Source organism: Prevotella sp. PTAC (assembly GCF_013166535.1).
Lineage (GTDB): Bacteria > Bacteroidota > Bacteroidia > Bacteroidales > Bacteroidaceae > Prevotella.
The window spans coordinates 1-15458 of the sequence record NZ_JABKKK010000010.1 but is presented as its reverse complement, the minus strand read 5'-3'; the positions used below and the strand labels follow the sequence as shown (position 1 = coordinate 15458).

12 protein-coding genes and 1 tRNA gene are annotated in these 15458 nt (G+C 52.8%); 3 read left to right on the top strand and 10 right to left on the bottom strand.

Annotated features, from left to right (window positions below):
• Window positions 1-49 precede the first annotated feature (49 nt).
• Together HPS53_RS08725 and HPS53_RS08720 are read right to left on the bottom strand one after the other, a co-directional pair.
• Complete coding sequence (locus HPS53_RS08725; RefSeq protein WP_172205715.1) at window positions 50-952, bottom strand: YafY family protein; 903 nt, start codon at window positions 950-952, stop codon at window positions 50-52.
• The gene (locus HPS53_RS08720) at window positions 933-1568 is read right to left on the bottom strand and encodes a ribonuclease HII (RefSeq protein ID WP_172205713.1); all 636 of its coding nucleotides are present in this window, start codon (window positions 1566-1568) and stop codon (window positions 933-935) included. Before HPS53_RS08720 ends, HPS53_RS08725 begins: the two co-directional genes overlap by 20 nt.
• Window positions 1569-1900: 332 nt before the next feature.
• Here HPS53_RS08720 and HPS53_RS08715 point away from each other — a divergent pair, with 332 nt between their 5' ends.
• Window positions 1901-2200, top strand: coding sequence for a hypothetical protein (locus HPS53_RS08715; protein ID WP_172205711.1), 300 nt, complete (start codon window positions 1901-1903; stop codon window positions 2198-2200).
• Here the strand turns inward: HPS53_RS08715 and HPS53_RS08710 are convergent.
• From HPS53_RS08710 to HPS53_RS08675, 8 genes are all read right to left on the bottom strand, one after another.
• Window positions 2184-3401 carry an aminotransferase class V-fold PLP-dependent enzyme gene (locus tag HPS53_RS08710; RefSeq protein WP_104368949.1) on the bottom strand — a complete coding sequence of 406 codons (1218 nt, stop codon included), beginning with the start codon at window positions 3399-3401 and terminating at the stop codon, window positions 2184-2186. The two genes, HPS53_RS08715 and HPS53_RS08710, sit on opposite strands and share 17 nt — an antisense overlap.
• Window positions 3402-3417: 16 nt before the next feature.
• Complete coding sequence (sufD, locus tag HPS53_RS08705) at window positions 3418-4761, bottom strand: Fe-S cluster assembly protein SufD (RefSeq protein ID WP_104368948.1); 1344 nt, start codon at window positions 4759-4761, stop codon at window positions 3418-3420.
• 14 nt (window positions 4762-4775) lie between these two features.
• Complete coding sequence (gene sufC, locus HPS53_RS08700; RefSeq protein WP_172205709.1) at window positions 4776-5528, bottom strand: Fe-S cluster assembly ATPase SufC; 753 nt, start codon at window positions 5526-5528, stop codon at window positions 4776-4778.
• A gap of 52 nt (window positions 5529-5580) precedes the next feature.
• Window positions 5581-7032, bottom strand: a complete 1452-nt coding sequence (gene sufB, locus HPS53_RS08695) for a Fe-S cluster assembly protein SufB (protein WP_104368958.1) — start codon at window positions 7030-7032, stop codon at window positions 5581-5583.
• A 943-nt stretch (window positions 7033-7975) separates the two neighbouring features.
• A complete protein-coding gene (gene infB, locus HPS53_RS08690; RefSeq protein ID WP_172205707.1) occupies window positions 7976-10915 on the bottom strand; it encodes a translation initiation factor IF-2 in 2940 nt (979 codons plus the stop codon).
• Window positions 10916-11034: 119 nt separating this feature from the next.
• Window positions 11035-12294, bottom strand: a complete 1260-nt coding sequence (gene nusA, locus HPS53_RS08685; RefSeq protein WP_104368406.1) for a transcription termination factor NusA — start codon at window positions 12292-12294, stop codon at window positions 11035-11037.
• 3 nt (window positions 12295-12297) lie between these two features.
• A complete protein-coding gene (gene rimP, locus HPS53_RS08680) occupies window positions 12298-12765 on the bottom strand; it encodes a ribosome assembly cofactor RimP (RefSeq protein WP_172205705.1) in 468 nt (155 codons plus the stop codon).
• Window positions 12766-12915: 150 nt separating this feature from the next.
• Entirely contained in the window at window positions 12916-14679 is a 1764-nt protein-coding gene (locus HPS53_RS08675; RefSeq protein WP_172205703.1) for a S41 family peptidase, read from the bottom strand.
• 202 nt (window positions 14680-14881) lie between these two features.
• Here HPS53_RS08675 and HPS53_RS08670 point away from each other — a divergent pair.
• Window positions 14882-14955 (top strand) — tRNA-Asn (locus HPS53_RS08670).
• Between the two features lie 170 nt (window positions 14956-15125).
• Window positions 15126-15458, top strand: a 333-nt coding sequence (locus tag HPS53_RS08665; RefSeq protein ID WP_253942863.1) for a transposase family protein, incomplete at its 3' end; no start/stop codon positions are given.

Genomic DNA, 15458 nt, shown 5'->3' with positions numbered 1-15458 from the left:
TCGCCGCCGTCTTTATTCCGGTCTTTGTATGTACCCCGGCGGCTTTATGCTATCCGTCGACTTTCATGTTGTCTATCTTCATGCGTATATACTCACGGAACTCTTCGCTGCCCAGTATCTCGACACTTTCGAAGAGGCCGAGCACGAAACGTGATATGCCCAGATAACTGCACACGTCGAGGCTCACAATCCAGTGGCTCGCGTCGTCGGGAGTGATGAAGGCGGCCGATTGGGGATATTCTTCGAGCATTATGTTGCGGGCCAGCCGGCCGAGGCGAAGCGTGACGGGAAGGCGTTTCTCGCCGCTGAACATGAATATATCGGTGAAAACTTTTTTGTGTCGTGCCTCGTGAATCTGGTCATCTGCAAGTATCATGACAGACTCTATGCGGGATATCTTGAATGTCTTGTTCTGTCCGGAAGCGATCTCGTAGCACCGTATCTCATTGTTGTTGTCCATGAACATGAACGGTTCCACTACGCGGTTGGCGGTGGTGTTGCTGTGGGGCGATGAGTAATTTCGCAGGATGACGGTCTTTTTCATCTTTATAGCGTCGTAGAGCGTGCTCACGTTGTCGGCGTCCTGCTCGCGTAAGGTAACGTTTTCGAGAATGTCGAGATCGTATAGGCGGGTCAGTTTGTTTTTAAGGTGTTGCACATGCAGGCTGTTGTCGCTCGCACGGTCGAGCAAACGGCGCATGGTGATGGCCTCGTCTTCGGTGAAATGGACTTTTTTGAACAGTCGTGTGAAGAACTGGGAGTTTTTGTCGAGGCTGTAGCAGGTGCCACGTTTCTCTACCGTGAAGCCGCTGTCGCGGAAGAAATCGATGTAGTAGTATAGCGTGCGGCGCGATATGCCGAGGCGTTCGCACATCTGTTTCACGGTGTAGTCCCGGTTTTCGGTCATCAGGAGCATGAGCGATAGCTCTCTGTCAAGGTTGCTGTGTCGCATTGTCGGTCGTTGTTTGGAAGTCGAGCATGAGCTGGCCGTCGCCCAGCAGGTTGTAGCTTTTACGATGGAATGGGGTTATCCCGAAGGATTTTATCGCCTCACGGTGCTTTCTTGTGGGATAGCCCTTGTTGCTTTTCCAGTCGTATTGCGGATGTTTCAGGGCCAGTTCGGCCATATAGTCGTCTCTGAAAGTCTTGGCAAGGATACTTGCCGCAGCTATTGACAGGTACTTGCCGTCGCCTTTCACGATGGTGGCGTGCGGCAGGTCACGGTATTTTTTGAATCTGTTTCCGTCTACGATTACAGCCTCAGGCCGCACGTCCAGTTGGTCTAAGGCACGGTGCATGGCCAGAAAACTGGCGTTCAGGATGTTTATCCGGTCTATTTCCTCGGGCGTGACGATGCCCACCGCCCATGCCACTGCGTCGCGTTTGATTACCTCCCGCAGTTCATTGCGCCTTCGCTCTGTGAGCTGTTTTGAGTCGTTCAGGTCGGCGTTGACATAATCCGGCGGGAATATCACAGCCGCGGCATACACGCTTCCGGCAAGGCATCCGCGCCCGGCCTCGTCGCATCCGGCTTCAATCAGTCCTTCGTGGTAGTGGCTTTCAAGCATGATCGTATCTCTAAATGGATGTTAATATTTAAGAATGGTTAACTATATATTTTCGATAGTGAACCCTTTGTGCACAAAACGGTCGTTCCTTTGCAATGTAAACAGATGCTTATACCTGAATATGTCAGATGTAAACAGCATAAGATAGCATATAAATAACAAACAGTTTAAATAAAGAACCATGATGTTAATAGGCATTATAATCTGGCTTATCGGTACATTCCTGTCACAAGCGACAGGGCATGGGAATTGAAATCGGTAATTTAACGTAAGAGTAAAACAAGTATCACAACATCTAAAATAAGTATCACAACATTTAAAAACAACGCTATATGAAAAATGAAATGACACTCACGGCAGGTCGCCCGGCGGCACAAGGCGCATCTATAAACACCGCAACAGTGGCCAAATTGGCAGTAAAAGCACTCGGTATGGTATGCAAGTATTACTCATACGTACTTGGACAGCCCGTAGGAATACGCCGGATGCTGCACCTGTTAAACGCCCAACTGGCATTCTTCTGCACCGTAGTGCCTGTCACGTGCCCGTTTGTCGTACGCCTGTTATTCCTCTTCTGGCTGCTCTCGGCACTGCTGAAATGCAAGAACGACGGTGTCAGAACATCTTGCTGACCCGCCGTACTCCCGCCACAAGGGCATCAATCTCTTCCTTTGTGTTGTATAACGCGAACGAGGCGCGCACCGTACCTTGTATTCCCAGACGGCGCATCAGCGGCTCGGCGCAGTGGTGCCCCGTGCGGACGGCAATTCCGAGACGGTCGAGCAGGGTGCCCATGTCGAGGTGGTGGATGTCTCCCACGAGGAAAGATACCACCGCGTCCTTGTGCTCAGACTCGCCGAAAAGCCTCATTCCATCGATTTTTCTCATCTCATCCATGCAGTATCGGGTCAGCATTTGCTCGTGCGCCGCTATGTTTTCAAGACCGATATGTTCCATATATCCGATAGCCGTGGCAAGGCCGTGGGTAGCGACATAGTCGGGAGTTCCGGCCTCGAACTTGAACGGCAGGCTGCCGAACACTGTCTTGTCGAAGCTTACGCTTTCTATCATCTCGCCACCGCCCTGGTAAGGGGGTAGCTTCTCCAGCCATTCTTCTTTACCGTAAAGTACTCCGACACCCGTCGGACCGTACATCTTATGCCCGCTGAACACGAAAAAGTCGCAATCCATCGCCCGCACGTCTACCTTGAAATGCGGCGTGCTTTGCGCTCCGTCGATCATGACCGGCACCCCGTGGGAGTGTGAGATACTTATTATCCGTTCCACGGGATTTACCGTTCCGAGCACGTTGCTCACGTGGGCGAGGCTCACGATCTTCGTCTTGTCATTCAATAAACGCTCGAATTCATCGAGATCAAGCTCTCCTTTATCGTCGATTGGCACCACACGGATGGCAATGCCCCGCCTGGCGGCCTGCAGTTGCCATGGTACGATATTGGAGTGGTGCTCCATCTCGGTGACAATCACCTCGTCTCCCTCTTTCATGAACTCGTCGCAAAACGACGACACCACGAGATTGATACTCTCGGTGGTGCCCCGTGTGAAGACAATCTCGCTCGTGCCGCGGGCGTTTATGAAGCCGCGCACCCTCTCGCGGGCCGCCTCGTGCAGGTCGGTGGCCTGCTGTGAGAGATAGTGTACGCCACGGTGCACGTTGGCATTGACGTTCAGATACTCGTCGCGCATGGCGTCGAGCACGCACAACGGCTTCTGTGTCGTGGCGGCATTATCGAGATATACGAGCGGTTTGCCATACACCTCTCTCGATAGAATGGGGAAATCTTCGCGTACAGCGGCTAAATCATAACTCATAGTTCAATGTATATTATTATTTGCACAACTTGCATCCGTCGCACTTTGCGAGCTCACCCCTGAAGCGTTTCTCGACGAGATGATGCAGGCGGTCGCGCAGGGGGGCGAGCTGTATGGAATCTATCACCTCGTTGATAAAGGCGAACTGAAGCAGCAGCTTGGCCTCTTTGAGCGATATTCCGCGCTGGCGCATGTAGAAAAGGGCTGTGTCGTTGAGCTGTCCCACGGTTGATCCATGCGCGCACTTGACATCATCCGCGTATATCTCGAGCATCGGTTGTGTATACATGTGGGCCTCCTTGGTGGCGCACAGGTTCTGATTTCGCATCACCGAGGCGGTCTTCTGTGCGTCTTTCATCACGAGAACACGTCCTGCGAATGCTCCCGTCGCCTGTCCGTCGAGTACATATTTATACAGTTCGTTGCTCTTGCAGTTCGGCGCTTGGTGTACGATCAGCGTATTATTGTCTACCCGTTGTTTCCGGTCGGCTATCACACAGCCGTTCATGCGGCACTCGGCTCCCTGTCCGGTCATGGTGACATCGGTGCGGTTGCGTGTCGTCCCGTTGTGCAGCGTTATCATGTTGTGGTTCACCCGGCTGCCGGCAGCCTGCTCTATATACAGGTTGCTGACGCGGACGTTCTTTTCGTGTGTCTCTTCGAGGCAGTAAAGGTCGAGTGCCGCGCCTTCGCCCACATACGCCTCTACCACTTGCGTGGTGAGAAAACGGCGGTCGTCGGCCGCATGGTCGCAGAATAGAAGTTTGATTTCCGCTCTCGGCTCGACGATGATGAGCACCCTGCGGTTTACCATCAGGTCTACATCCGAGCGCAGGATATTTATGACCTGCACGGCACGTTCCACCCTGACACCTTCCGGAACATACACCACGAGTCCGTCTTGGGCAAGCATCGTGTTGAGAGCCGTCACGGCGTCATCCTCCGTGCGGGCCGCTTTCGAGTAGTATCTGGCGATGAAATCGGGCTTTTTTGATGCCAGTTCTTTCAGTGAGCCAACTATCACACCATCCGGCAACTGGCTTTTCGGCATATTCTTGGTATGGAAAGAGTCGTTGACGATGAAGTAGAGCGATGTGCTCAGGTTGGGCACGTCGCATTTGAAAGCGTCGTATGGATTTACGGGGATGTCGAGTCGGTTGATGTTCAGTCCGTAGTCAGGCTCGAACAGCTTTGCCATTTCGGTGTATTTATACCTTTCCACCTTGCGTGTGGGGAAGCCCGACCGTCGGAAATCATCGAGCGCGCGGTCGCGAACAGCGTTCATCGGCTCGGCGCTGTGCCTGCAAATCATTTCCCGGCAATCGGTGTAAAGGTCGATATATTGTTTCTCGCTCTGCATGTTTTCGCCTTGTTTTAGTCTTCCACCTCTGCTTTTATCCAGTCATAGCCCCGCTCCTGAATCTCACGGGCAAGCTCCGGACCTGCCGTTTTGACGATGCGTCCGTTGTATAGCACGTGTACCACGTCGGGCTTTATCATGTCGAGCAAGCGGTCGTAGTGGGTGATTACGATGCAACTCGTCTCAGGTGTGCGCAGCTTGTTCACACCATCGGCAACTATTCGCATGGCATCCACGTCGAGTCCGGAGTCGGTCTCGTCGAGGATAGACAGCTTGGGTTCGAGCATCGCCATCTGGAATATCTCGTTGCGCTTTTTCTCTCCCCCGCTGAAACCCTCGTTGACGGAGCGGTTCGCCAGTTTGGAGTCAAGCTCCACGATTTTCCGCTTCTCTCTCGACAGCTTTATGAAGTCGCCAGCCGACAGCGGTTCCTTGCCTTCATACTTGCGCTTCTCGTTGATGGCGGCGCGCATGAAGTTGGTCATCGACACACCCGGAATCTCCACCGGGTACTGGAACGAGAGGAACAAGCCCTCGTGGGCACGGTCTTCCGGAGCCATGTCAAGCAGGTCCTTGCCGTTGAAAACGACCTCGCCGCCGGTCACCTCATAGAGCGGATTACCCACGAGCACGGCGCTGAGGGTTGATTTCCCCGAGCCGTTGGGTCCCATGATGGCGTGTGTCTCGCCGTCTTTTATCGTGAGGTTGATTCCTCTCAGTATCTCTTTGTCGCCTATTCTGGCATGAAGGTCTTTTACTTCTAACATAATATCGTCGTTCTGTTAACTCTTCCTTTGTATTTATTTTTCCGTATTACTGTCATCCCACCGTGCCTTCGAGCGATACGGCGAGCAGTTTCTGTGCCTCGACGGCAAACTCCATGGGCAGTTTGTTGAGCACGTCTTTCGCATATCCGTTGACAATCAGGCCGACGGCCTGCTCCGTGGGTATGCCGCGTTGGTTGCAGTAGAACAGCTGGTCTTCGCTGATTTTGCTTGTCGTGGCCTCGTGTTCCACTATTGCCGTGTCGTTGTGTATGTCCATGTAGGGGAACGTGTGCGCGCCGCACTCGCTGCCCAGAAGCAGCGAGTCGCACGAACTGTAGTTGCGTGCGTTATCCGCCGTGGCGGCCGCCCTTACCAGTCCGCGGTATGAGTTCTGGCTCTTGCCCGCCGAGATGCCTTTCGATATGATGGTGCTCTTGGTGTCGCGGCCTATGTGTATCATCTTGGTGCCCGTGTCGGCTTCCTGGTGGTGGTTGGTGACTGCCACGCTGTAAAACTCGGCCACCGAGTTGTCGCCCCGCAGTATGCACGACGGGTATTTCCACGTTATTGCGCTTCCAGTCTCCACCTGCGTCCACGACAGTTTGCTGCCCGCTCCGCGCAGGTCGCCACGCTTGGTCACGAGGTTGAGCACTCCGCCCCGTCCATTCTCGTCGCCGGGATACCAGTTCTGTACTGTCGAGTACTTCACTTCAGCCCGTTCCTTCACTATTATTTCCACGATGGCGGCGTGAAGCTGGTTCTCGTCGCGCATCGGTGCCGTACACCCTTCGAGATAGCTCACGTATGAGTCGTCGTCGGCAATGATGAGCGTGCGCTCGAACTGCCCCGTGTTCCGGGCGTTGATGCGGAAATATGAGCTTAGCTCCATCGGGCAGCGTACCCCTTTGGGTATATACACGAACGAGCCGTCGCTGAACACCGCGCTGTTGAGCGCCGCGTAGTAGTTGTCGCGGTATGGCACCACCGTGCCGAGATACTCTCTCACCAGTTCGGGGTGGTCTTTGATGGCGTCGCCTATCGAGCAGAATATGATGCCTTTCTCGGCCAGTTTCTCCTTGAACGTGGTCTTCACCGACACCGAGTCCATGATGGCGTCCACCGCCACGCCGCTCAGTGCCAGCCTCTCTTCGAGCGGGATGCCGAGCTTGTCGAATGTTTTCATCAGCTCGGGGTCAATCTCTTTCTTGCCCTCGTCTTTCTTCTTTGCCATCGGGTCGGCGTAGTACGATATCGCCTGATAGTCAATCTCGGGCAGGTGCACATGTGCCCATGAGGGCTGTGTCTGGCTTTCCCAGTAGCGGAAGGCTTTCAGGCGGAAGTCGAGCATCCACTCCGGCTCGCCTTTCTTGGCCGATATGAGCCGCACCACGTCCTCGTTCAGTCCCTTGTCTATTATCTCGGTGTGAACGTCTGTCGTAAATCCGAACTCGTATTTCTTGTCGGCCACTTCCCTGACAAACCGGTTCTTTCCGCCGTCTGTCATCTCCTTGTCATTATCCTTGATGTCTGTTGCCATTCTTTCACTGTTTGCCGGCGCACGGCCGGAATGCTGTTGAGAATGCAAAGTTACGAAATAATGGTGCTTTGAGCAAAAAAATATCTTTAAAAGTCCTTTTTTTACCTTTAATCCGAATTAGGCTTCTTTTACTCCTGTTGTTTCCTGGAAATCCGCGGTTTAATACTGATCTGCTTGCGAATATTTCCGCAAAAACTATATTGTAATAATAAAGTCACATATTTAGCACATTGTTTTCCGTTGAAATAGAAAGCGAAGGCGATATACACCGATATACGTGACTCGATATGCCGCTTTTCGCCATTAGTGAAAATCGGTGTTTTTATTGCAACGGGATGCCCGTTGCAAGCCGTTTGGTTACCGTTCGCGTTGCGTTTAGCGTCCCGTTGCATTCCATTTAGACGCTAAACGCAGGCCAACGGGGCGCTAAACGGAAAGAAGATTTCTGGCAGGTGGAGTCGGGTTGGTCGGAGATATAGGTATGATTGGTGTATTGAGTTGATGCACAGGTACTTGCGGAAAACGGTCCATAATCCGTTTATTTCCGGCCATTGGATTTTAATTTTGAAAAGGGCCAGTTTTAAAGTTCTTTTTGTAAATATTGTTCACAGTGTGATTTTATAATGAAAATATGAAGATATGGATTGGTTCGCATCGGTATGCCTGACGAATGAAGGATGATTTTATAATCAAAAATATGGTAATATGGGCATGAGTATGCCGGTATGGCAGCCGAACGGATTGTGACTTTACAATAAAATACGGAGATACAGGGTTTCTGATTTTGGAATATCGTTATCTGTATCTCCGTTTATATACGTTATGTCGTTGTTCGGAATATTTCTCCGGGGCATGAACGTTTTGTGCTTCCCGTTCCGGCGTGCCGCGTTTTGGCGGTCGTCCGGATTGTTTACAGCTTCTGCTGCACCTCTATTTCGGTGAACGTCTCTATTATATCGCCTTGCTGTATGTCGTTGAAGTTGACGAGGCTGATACCGCACTCGAAGCTTGCGGGTACCTCCTTGACATCGTCCTTGTAGCGTTTGAGGGCGTTGATGGCTCCTGTGTGGACCACGATACCGTCGCGCACGAGGCGCGCTTTGTCCACACGGTGTACCTTGCCTTCGGTGACAAGCGCTCCGGCAACCGTGCCGACCTTCGATATCTTGTATACCTCGCGTACCTCAACCTGGCCGGTGACGATCTCTTTTTTCACCTTGTCGAGCATTCCTTCCATCGCAGAGCGTATGTCTTCGATGGCATCGTAGATGATGGAGTAGGTGTTGATCTCCACTCCGTCGCGGTCGGCCAGCTTGCGTGCGGCCGACGACGGCCGTACCTGGAAGCCCACGATGATGGCATCTGACGCGTCGGCCAGCGTCACGTCGTTCTCCGAAATCTGACCCACGGCCTTGTGGATGACATTGACCTGTATTTTCTCGGTAGACATCTTGAGGAACGAGTCGCTCAGAGCCTCCACGCTACCGTCGGTGTCTCCCTTGACGATGAGGTTCAGCTCCTTGAACGAGCCGAGGGCGATGCGGTGGCTTATGTCGGCCAGCGTGAGGCGTGTCTGCGTGCGCAGGCCTTGCTCGCGCTGGAGCTGCTCGCGCTTGTTGGCAATCTCTCGTGCCTCCTGCTCGGTCTCCATCACGTGGAACGAGTCGCCGGCGGTGGGCGCTCCGTTGAGTCCGAGTATTATTGCGGGTTCTGCCGGGCCGGCTTTCTCCATTCGCTGGTTGCGCTCGTTGAACATGGCCTTGATGCGTCCGTGGCTCGTTCCGGCGATGACGATATCGCCCACTTTCAGCGTTCCGTTGCTTACGAGCACCGTAGACACGTAGCCGCGGCCCTTGTCGAGCGACGACTCGATGATGGAGCCGGTGGCGCGGCGGTTCGGGTTGGCTTTCAGGTCGAGCATCTCAGCTTCGAGCAGCACCTTTTCGAGCAGCTCGTCGACGCCGAGTCCTTTTTTCGCCGATATCTCCTGGCACTGGTACTTGCCGCCCCATTCCTCCACGAGCAGGTTCATCTGCGAGAGGTCCTCGCGTATCTTGTCGGGGTTTGCTCCCGGCTTGTCAATCTTGTTTATGGCGAACACCATAGGTACGTTGGCGGCCTGTGCGTGTGCGATGGCCTCCTTGGTGGTGGGCATGACGCTGTCGTCCGCCGCGATGATGATGATGGCGATGTCGGTCACTTGGGCTCCGCGGGCACGCATGGCGGTGAACGCCTCGTGACCCGGTGTGTCGAGGAACGTGATCTCACGTCCGTCGGACAGTGTCACGTTGTATGCTCCGATGTGCTGGGTGATTCCTCCCGCCTCGCCGGCGATCACGTTGGTGTTACGTATGTGGTCGAGCAGCGATGTCTTTCCGTGGTCTACGTGACCCATGACGGTGACAATCGGCGCGCGCGGCACGAGATCGTTCTCATCGTCCTCCTCCTCACTCACGGCCTCGCTTACCTCCGCACTCACATACTCGGTCTTGAATCCGAACTCCTCTGCCACCAGGTTGATGGTCTCGGCGTCGAGACGCTGGTTGATAGACACCATGATGCCGATGCTCATGCACGTGCCGATGACCTTGTTTACAGGTACGTTCATCATGGTGGCAAGCTCGCTCACGGTCACGAACTCAGTGAGTTTCAGTGTTTTGCTCTCTGCCTGCTCCGAGCGCATCTCCTCGTTGAGACGCTCTTGCACGGCGTCGCGCTTCTCACGGCGGTACTTTGCGCCTTTCTTGTTCTGGTTCTTGCTCGTCAGTCGGGCCAGAGTCTCTTTCACCTGGCGTGCCACGTCCTCTTCGTTCACTTCCAGAGGCTTCGGCTGGTTGCGGTTCTTGCGGTTGCGCTTGCCCTGACGGTTGTCGGCGTTTCCGGCCTGGTTGTTGTTCGCTCCGCCGTTGTTGCCGCCGTTATTACCGCCTTTGTTCTTGTTTTTCTTGTTCTGGTTGTTGCCCGGCTGGTTGGCGGCGGCCTCTATGTCCACACGCTCTTTGCCTATGCGTACGCGCTTCTTGCGGTCGCCGGCCGGCCGTTGCTGGGCGGCTTTCTCCTCGCGCTCCTTGCGGCGTTCCTCTTTCGATTTCTTCTTCGGGCGTGTGCTTTGGTTCAGTGCGGCAAGGTCTATCGTGCCGAGCACTTTCACCTGCGGTGCCTTGGTGTTTTCGCTTTTCAGCGTGTAGATGCTCGGCGAACTTGCCGTAGCAGGCTGTTGCGGCTCCTCGGCTTTGAGCTGCTGCGGTGTTTGCTGCGGTTTCGCTGCCTGTTCCTTTTTCGGGGCCTCTGGCTTTTCAGGCTTCCGCTCTATGGGCTTTTCTGCCGGAGCATCTTTCACGGCTTTCTGTTCGGCTTTCGCCTCTACTTTCTTTTCATCTTTCGGGGCTTCCGTCACCGGCTTTTCAGGTTTCGGCTCGATCTTCACTTCCGGTTGCTTTTCCGGTGTTTTGGTTTCAGCCACGGTCTTTTCTTCCTGTTTCGGTTCTTTTTTCTCTTCCGTGACTGGCGCTGCCGGGCGCTTGCCCACACTGTCGAGGTCAATTTTTCCCAGCGGTTTGAACGACTGGCGCTGTTCGAGCAGCTCTTCTCCTTTCGTGGCTTTGCGTTCGGCTTTCTCGGCTTTCTTGTCTTTGGCTTTCTTGGCGAATATCTTTTCGGCTTCGCTCTTGATGTCCTTGTCGCCTTTAAACGCACTCACAAGCGCGTTGTATTGCTCTACCGTTATCTTGGTGTTGACATTGGCATCCTCTTTGATCTCGCCGAGATCTTTTTTGTTTTTCAGGAAATCGACAGCCGTCTGAAGTCCTATGTTCAGTTCTTTTAATACTTTATTTAATCTGACACCCATTCTGTTTAATTTTGAATTACGAATTATAAATTACGAATTGCCGGGTCCGACGCCCGATGCTGAATTGAGAGTTACGAATTCAACATTTTCAAATTCGTAATTCACACACACGGTTCCATTTACTCAAACTCTGCGCGCAGTACCCGCAATACAAGCTCGACGGTCTCTTCTTCGAGGTCGGCTTTCTCGATAAGCATTTCGCGCGGAGCGTTGAGCACGGCCTTGGCCGTGTCGAGTCCGATGCTCTTGATGGCGTCGATGACCCATTGGTCTATCTCGTCGGAGAACTCGTCGAGGTAGATGTCTTCGTCGGCCTCGCCCTCATTCACGACGCGGAACACGTCGATGGTGTACTCTGTGAGCATGGAAGCGAGCTTGATGTTCATACCTCCGCGGCCGATGGCGAGCGATACTTCTTCCGGTTGAAGGTACACCTCGGCCTTGTGGTTCTCCGTGTCGAGTGTGATGCTTGACACTTTGGCCGGGCTCAGCGCACGCTGTATGAACAGCTGCACGTTGCTCGAGTAGTTGATCACGTCTATGTTCTCGTTGCACAGCTCGCGGACAATGCCGTGTACGCGGCTTCCTTTCACTCCGACGCACGCTCCTACCGGGTCGATGCGCTCGTCGTAGCTCTCTACCGCCACCTTGGCACGTTCTCCCGGCATGCGGGCCACGCGGCGTATGGTGATCAGTCCGTCGTTGATTTCGGGCACTTCGGCTTCGAGCAGCCTTTCGAGGAATATCGGGCTGGTGCGGCTCAGGATGATGCGCGGGTTGTTGTTCTCGTTGTCCACTCGTAGTACGATGGCCCTAACGGTCTCGCCCTTGCGGTAGCTGTCCGACGGTATCTGCTCGCTTTTGGGCAGGTGCAGCTCGTTTCCCTCATCGTCGACGATGAGGACTTCGCGCTTCCACATCTGGTATACTTCGCCGCTGACGATCGTTCCCACCTTGTCTTTATACTTATTGTAAAGAGAGTCGTGTTCAAGTTCGAGTATCTTCGATGCCAGTGTCTGGCGAAGATTGAGGATGGCGCGGCGTCCGAACTTGGTGAAGTTCACCTCTTCGCTGACCTCTTCGCCCACTTCATAGTCGGGTTCTATCTTCTGTGCGTCGGTAAGCGATATTTCTTTGTTCTCGTCCTGCACCTCTCCGTCGGCCACAACGATGCGGTTGCGGTGTATCTCGAAGTCGCCCTTGTCGGGGTTTACGATGACATCGAAATTCTCGTCGCTGCCGAAAATCTTGGCTATCACGTTGCGGAAGCTCTCTTCCAGCACGCTGACCATCGTTGTGCGGTCGATGTTTTTGGTCTCCTTAAACTCCTGGAAGGTCTCTATCATGCTGGGACCTTTCTCGTCTTTCTTTGTTGCCATATTCTATTTGAAGCTTAATAAGTATTTTGTATATTTCACGTCATTCATGTCGAAAGCTTTCTCCACGTCGGCAATGACGGGGCGTTTCTTGCCTTCCACTTTCTGTTTCTCCTTCACTGTCACGGTGAACGCCGTGCCGTCGACGCTTGTCAGCACGCCCTGCACTTTCTTGCCGTCGGACGTGAGCACCTCGACCTCCTTGCCGATGTGGTTGACATACTGGCGAGCAACCTTGAAAGGCTGCCCAAGGCCGGCCGAGCCTACTTCCAGCTCGTAGTCGCCCAGCTCGTCGCCCAGTCTTTCCTGCACAAAGCGGCTGAGTGCCGCGCAGTCTTCTATCCACACTCCGTCGGCATGGTCTATCTCTACCACTATGCGGTAGTCTGGTGTCATCACCACGTCAACAAGAAAGTACTCGCCTTCCTGCAACCATTCTTCGACAATCGTCTTTACTACGTTTTTATCTATCATATAATTATAGATGTTATTAAAATAAAATGAGGAGCTTTCGAGAAGCCCCTCATTCCACCGAACGGTGCAAAGTTAGTCATAATTCCGTTATCTGCCAAGTATTTGGCGGAAAAAATGTATTAATATGCAGTATAACAGGCCGTAAGACCGTCAGGCTGCCATGATTGAAGGCCTGTCTGCCGGTGTCGGGTGGGTGTCCGTGCTTGCTTGCAGGTTTGTTCTCGCCTGTTGCTTTTCCTCTTTTGGCGCGTTGCCTTTCGGTGCGGAGAGCAACCGGTGGTATCCCTTTTCATCGTTGAGCACCCGCTCGGCCTCTTTCAGTTGTTTGTCGTACCTCATCGCGGCTTTCATCGTTCCCTCCTGGAAGTAATATGCCGCCACAATGTCCCGCTCTATCATCTCTTTTATTACTTCTTTGTGGCGGTCAATGTCTTTTGCCACGTCGTGCTTGAGTTTCGCCTTGAGCGCGTCAAACTCATCCTTGGCATCTTCGTAGTATCCCTCGAAGCGGGCCAGCTTCACCAGCTCGTCGAGTTTCTTTTCCGTCACGGGATCGTATGTGAAGCCACTCTTTATCACTCTCTGCTTGAAATCCTCGAAGTCGTCGTCGCTCAGCGTGAATTTCTCTGCGGGGGCGATGGTCTGGTGCTTGGCTATGTAGTCTACCACGAAGTCGAACATCACCTCCATCGTGTCGATCCTGTCGAGATATACGGCAATGTTTGGCAGCGTGTCGGGCTTCGACTCTATGTCGGGCTTTATGCCTCCGCCGTCTCGAACCTCGCGTCCGGCTTTTGTGCGGAACACGTGTGTCAGGCTGTCGGGCACCCGTTCGGTATATCCTCCTCCGCTGTGCTTGTAGTTCACGGCCTGTATGCAGCGGCCGCTGGGTATGTAGTATTTGCTCGTGGTCAGTTTCATGTTTGTGTTGTATGGCAGTTCCATAGGCACCTGCACCAGGCCCTTGCCGTATGTCCGGGTGCCGACCACCACTCCGCGGTCGAGGTCTTGCAGCGAGCCGCATGTGATTTCGGCCGCGCTCGCGGTCTCCCCGTTCACGAGCACGACTATCGGCATCACCGTGTCCGTGGGTTCCATTCTCGTCTTGTATGCTTTGTTTGCTCTCGCCAATTTGCCTTTTGTCTCCACAAGGGTTATGTCTTTGGGTATCCACATATTTAATATGTCGATGGCTTCCTGCAACGAGCCGCCTCCGTTGCCGCGCAGGTCGAGCAGCAGTTTGGCCGCCCCCTGTCTTTTCAGGTCAACGAACGCCCGGCGCATCTCTTTAGCGCTGTTTTCAGTATAGTCGCTCAGGTTGATGTATCCCACTCCGTCAGCCATCATCCCGTAGTATGGAATGGTTGGCATCTTGATGCTTTTTCTCGTGATTTTAAACTTCATCACCTTGCCGGTCGACGGGCGCTCGATTTTCAGTACGAAGCTCGTGCCTGCGTCACCGCGCAGATGGCTGCTGACATAGCTCACGTTTTTGTCTGTCGTGATGCTGTCGTCTATCGCAAGTATGATGTCGCCCTTTTTCAATCCGACTTCAGCCGCCGGCATGCCGGCATAGGGCTCGTCTATCACCACCCGTTTCAATCTTTGATGGTAGCGTATCACTGCTCCTATACCCGCGTATTTTCCGGTGAGCATCATCTTTAATTCTTTCGACTTGCTCTCAGGATAATACTCTGTGTATGGGTCGAGGCTGTTCAGCATGGCGTTGATGCCGTTGCCTATTACCATTGCCGGGTCGAGCGTGTCTACATACATGAGGTCGAGGTTCCGGTATATGGCGTTGAATATATCTATGTTCTTCGCCACTTCGAAGTTATGATTCTTGCCTTTCTGTGCCTGTCCCGGTATTAGTGTCATACAGGCGAGCATGATGAGAAACAATCGTTTTTTCATTTTCATTATTATATTGAATGACTATACTAAGTATATATGTTTGCTGGCGCAAAATTACATGTTTATACTCTAACAGCAACCTGTTTGGCTTCTTTTTTATAAAAAAATAATATGTTTCGACGATTTTTTTGCGGAAAAGTTTGCGTGTTTCAGAAAAACGCATTACCTTTGCATCGCAATTCAGAAATGATGCGCAATCACTGCTTCAATAGCTCAGTTGGTTAGAGCACCTGACTGTTAATCAGGGGGTCGTTGGTTCAAGCCCATCTTGAAGCGCAGGAGTCCGAAGGTTTTTCTTCGGACTTTTTTGTTTATTGTGGTGATTTGGGGTCAGTGGATTTTCGGGGTCAGTCCAAAAACCGGGTCAGTCCCAAAAACCTGTTGGTATGTTATGTTAATACTCGAAAGTGCACTATCTTTGCGTTCAAATTAAAACCATCTGTCCAATGCCTTCCAATCGCAACCTACATAAGTTACTACGAGTCATCTTCCCCGAAGTTTTAATGGAGTATTTCGAGATCTCCGGTTGGCATGACGACTCTGTCAAAATCGAAGTCTGGCTTGATGAAAAACACTACATGGAACGTTCAGATTACAAGAGTGGAACCGTGATCTCACATGGTTTTACTGATGAGAAAATGATTCAGGACTTTCCTCTGCGTGGTAAACCTGTTTATCTCCACGTAAGACGTCGTCGCCGGTATGACAAAGCTACCGGGGAAACTTTTTCCTATACCTACGATGATCTTACGGCCGAAGGAACGAAACCCACTCCCGAG

What these genes read in the sequence shown, in the direction of transcription:
- HPS53_RS08725 (WP_172205715.1), bottom strand. Translation starts at nt 952, where the DNA reads ATGCGACACAGCAACCTTGACAGAGAGCTATCGCTCATGCTCCTGATG.
- HPS53_RS08720 (WP_172205713.1), bottom strand. Translation starts at nt 1,568, where the DNA reads ATGCTTGAAAGCCACTACCACGAAGGACTGATTGAAGCCGGATGCGAC.
- HPS53_RS08715 (WP_172205711.1), top strand. Translation starts at nt 1,901, where the DNA reads ATGAAAAATGAAATGACACTCACGGCAGGTCGCCCGGCGGCACAAGGC.
- HPS53_RS08710 (WP_104368949.1), bottom strand. Translation starts at nt 3,401, where the DNA reads ATGAGTTATGATTTAGCCGCTGTACGCGAAGATTTCCCCATTCTATCG.
- sufD (WP_104368948.1), bottom strand. Translation starts at nt 4,761, where the DNA reads ATGCAGAGCGAGAAACAATATATCGACCTTTACACCGATTGCCGGGAA.
- sufC (WP_172205709.1), bottom strand. Translation starts at nt 5,528, where the DNA reads ATGTTAGAAGTAAAAGACCTTCATGCCAGAATAGGCGACAAAGAGATA.
- sufB (WP_104368958.1), bottom strand. Translation starts at nt 7,032, where the DNA reads ATGACAGACGGCGGAAAGAACCGGTTTGTCAGGGAAGTGGCCGACAAG.
- infB (WP_172205707.1), bottom strand. Translation starts at nt 10,915, where the DNA reads ATGGGTGTCAGATTAAATAAAGTATTAAAAGAACTGAACATAGGACTT.
- nusA (WP_104368406.1), bottom strand. Translation starts at nt 12,294, where the DNA reads ATGGCAACAAAGAAAGACGAGAAAGGTCCCAGCATGATAGAGACCTTC.
- rimP (WP_172205705.1), bottom strand. Translation starts at nt 12,765, where the DNA reads ATGATAGATAAAAACGTAGTAAAGACGATTGTCGAAGAATGGTTGCAG.
- HPS53_RS08675 (WP_172205703.1), bottom strand. Translation starts at nt 14,679, where the DNA reads ATGAAAAAACGATTGTTTCTCATCATGCTCGCCTGTATGACACTAATA.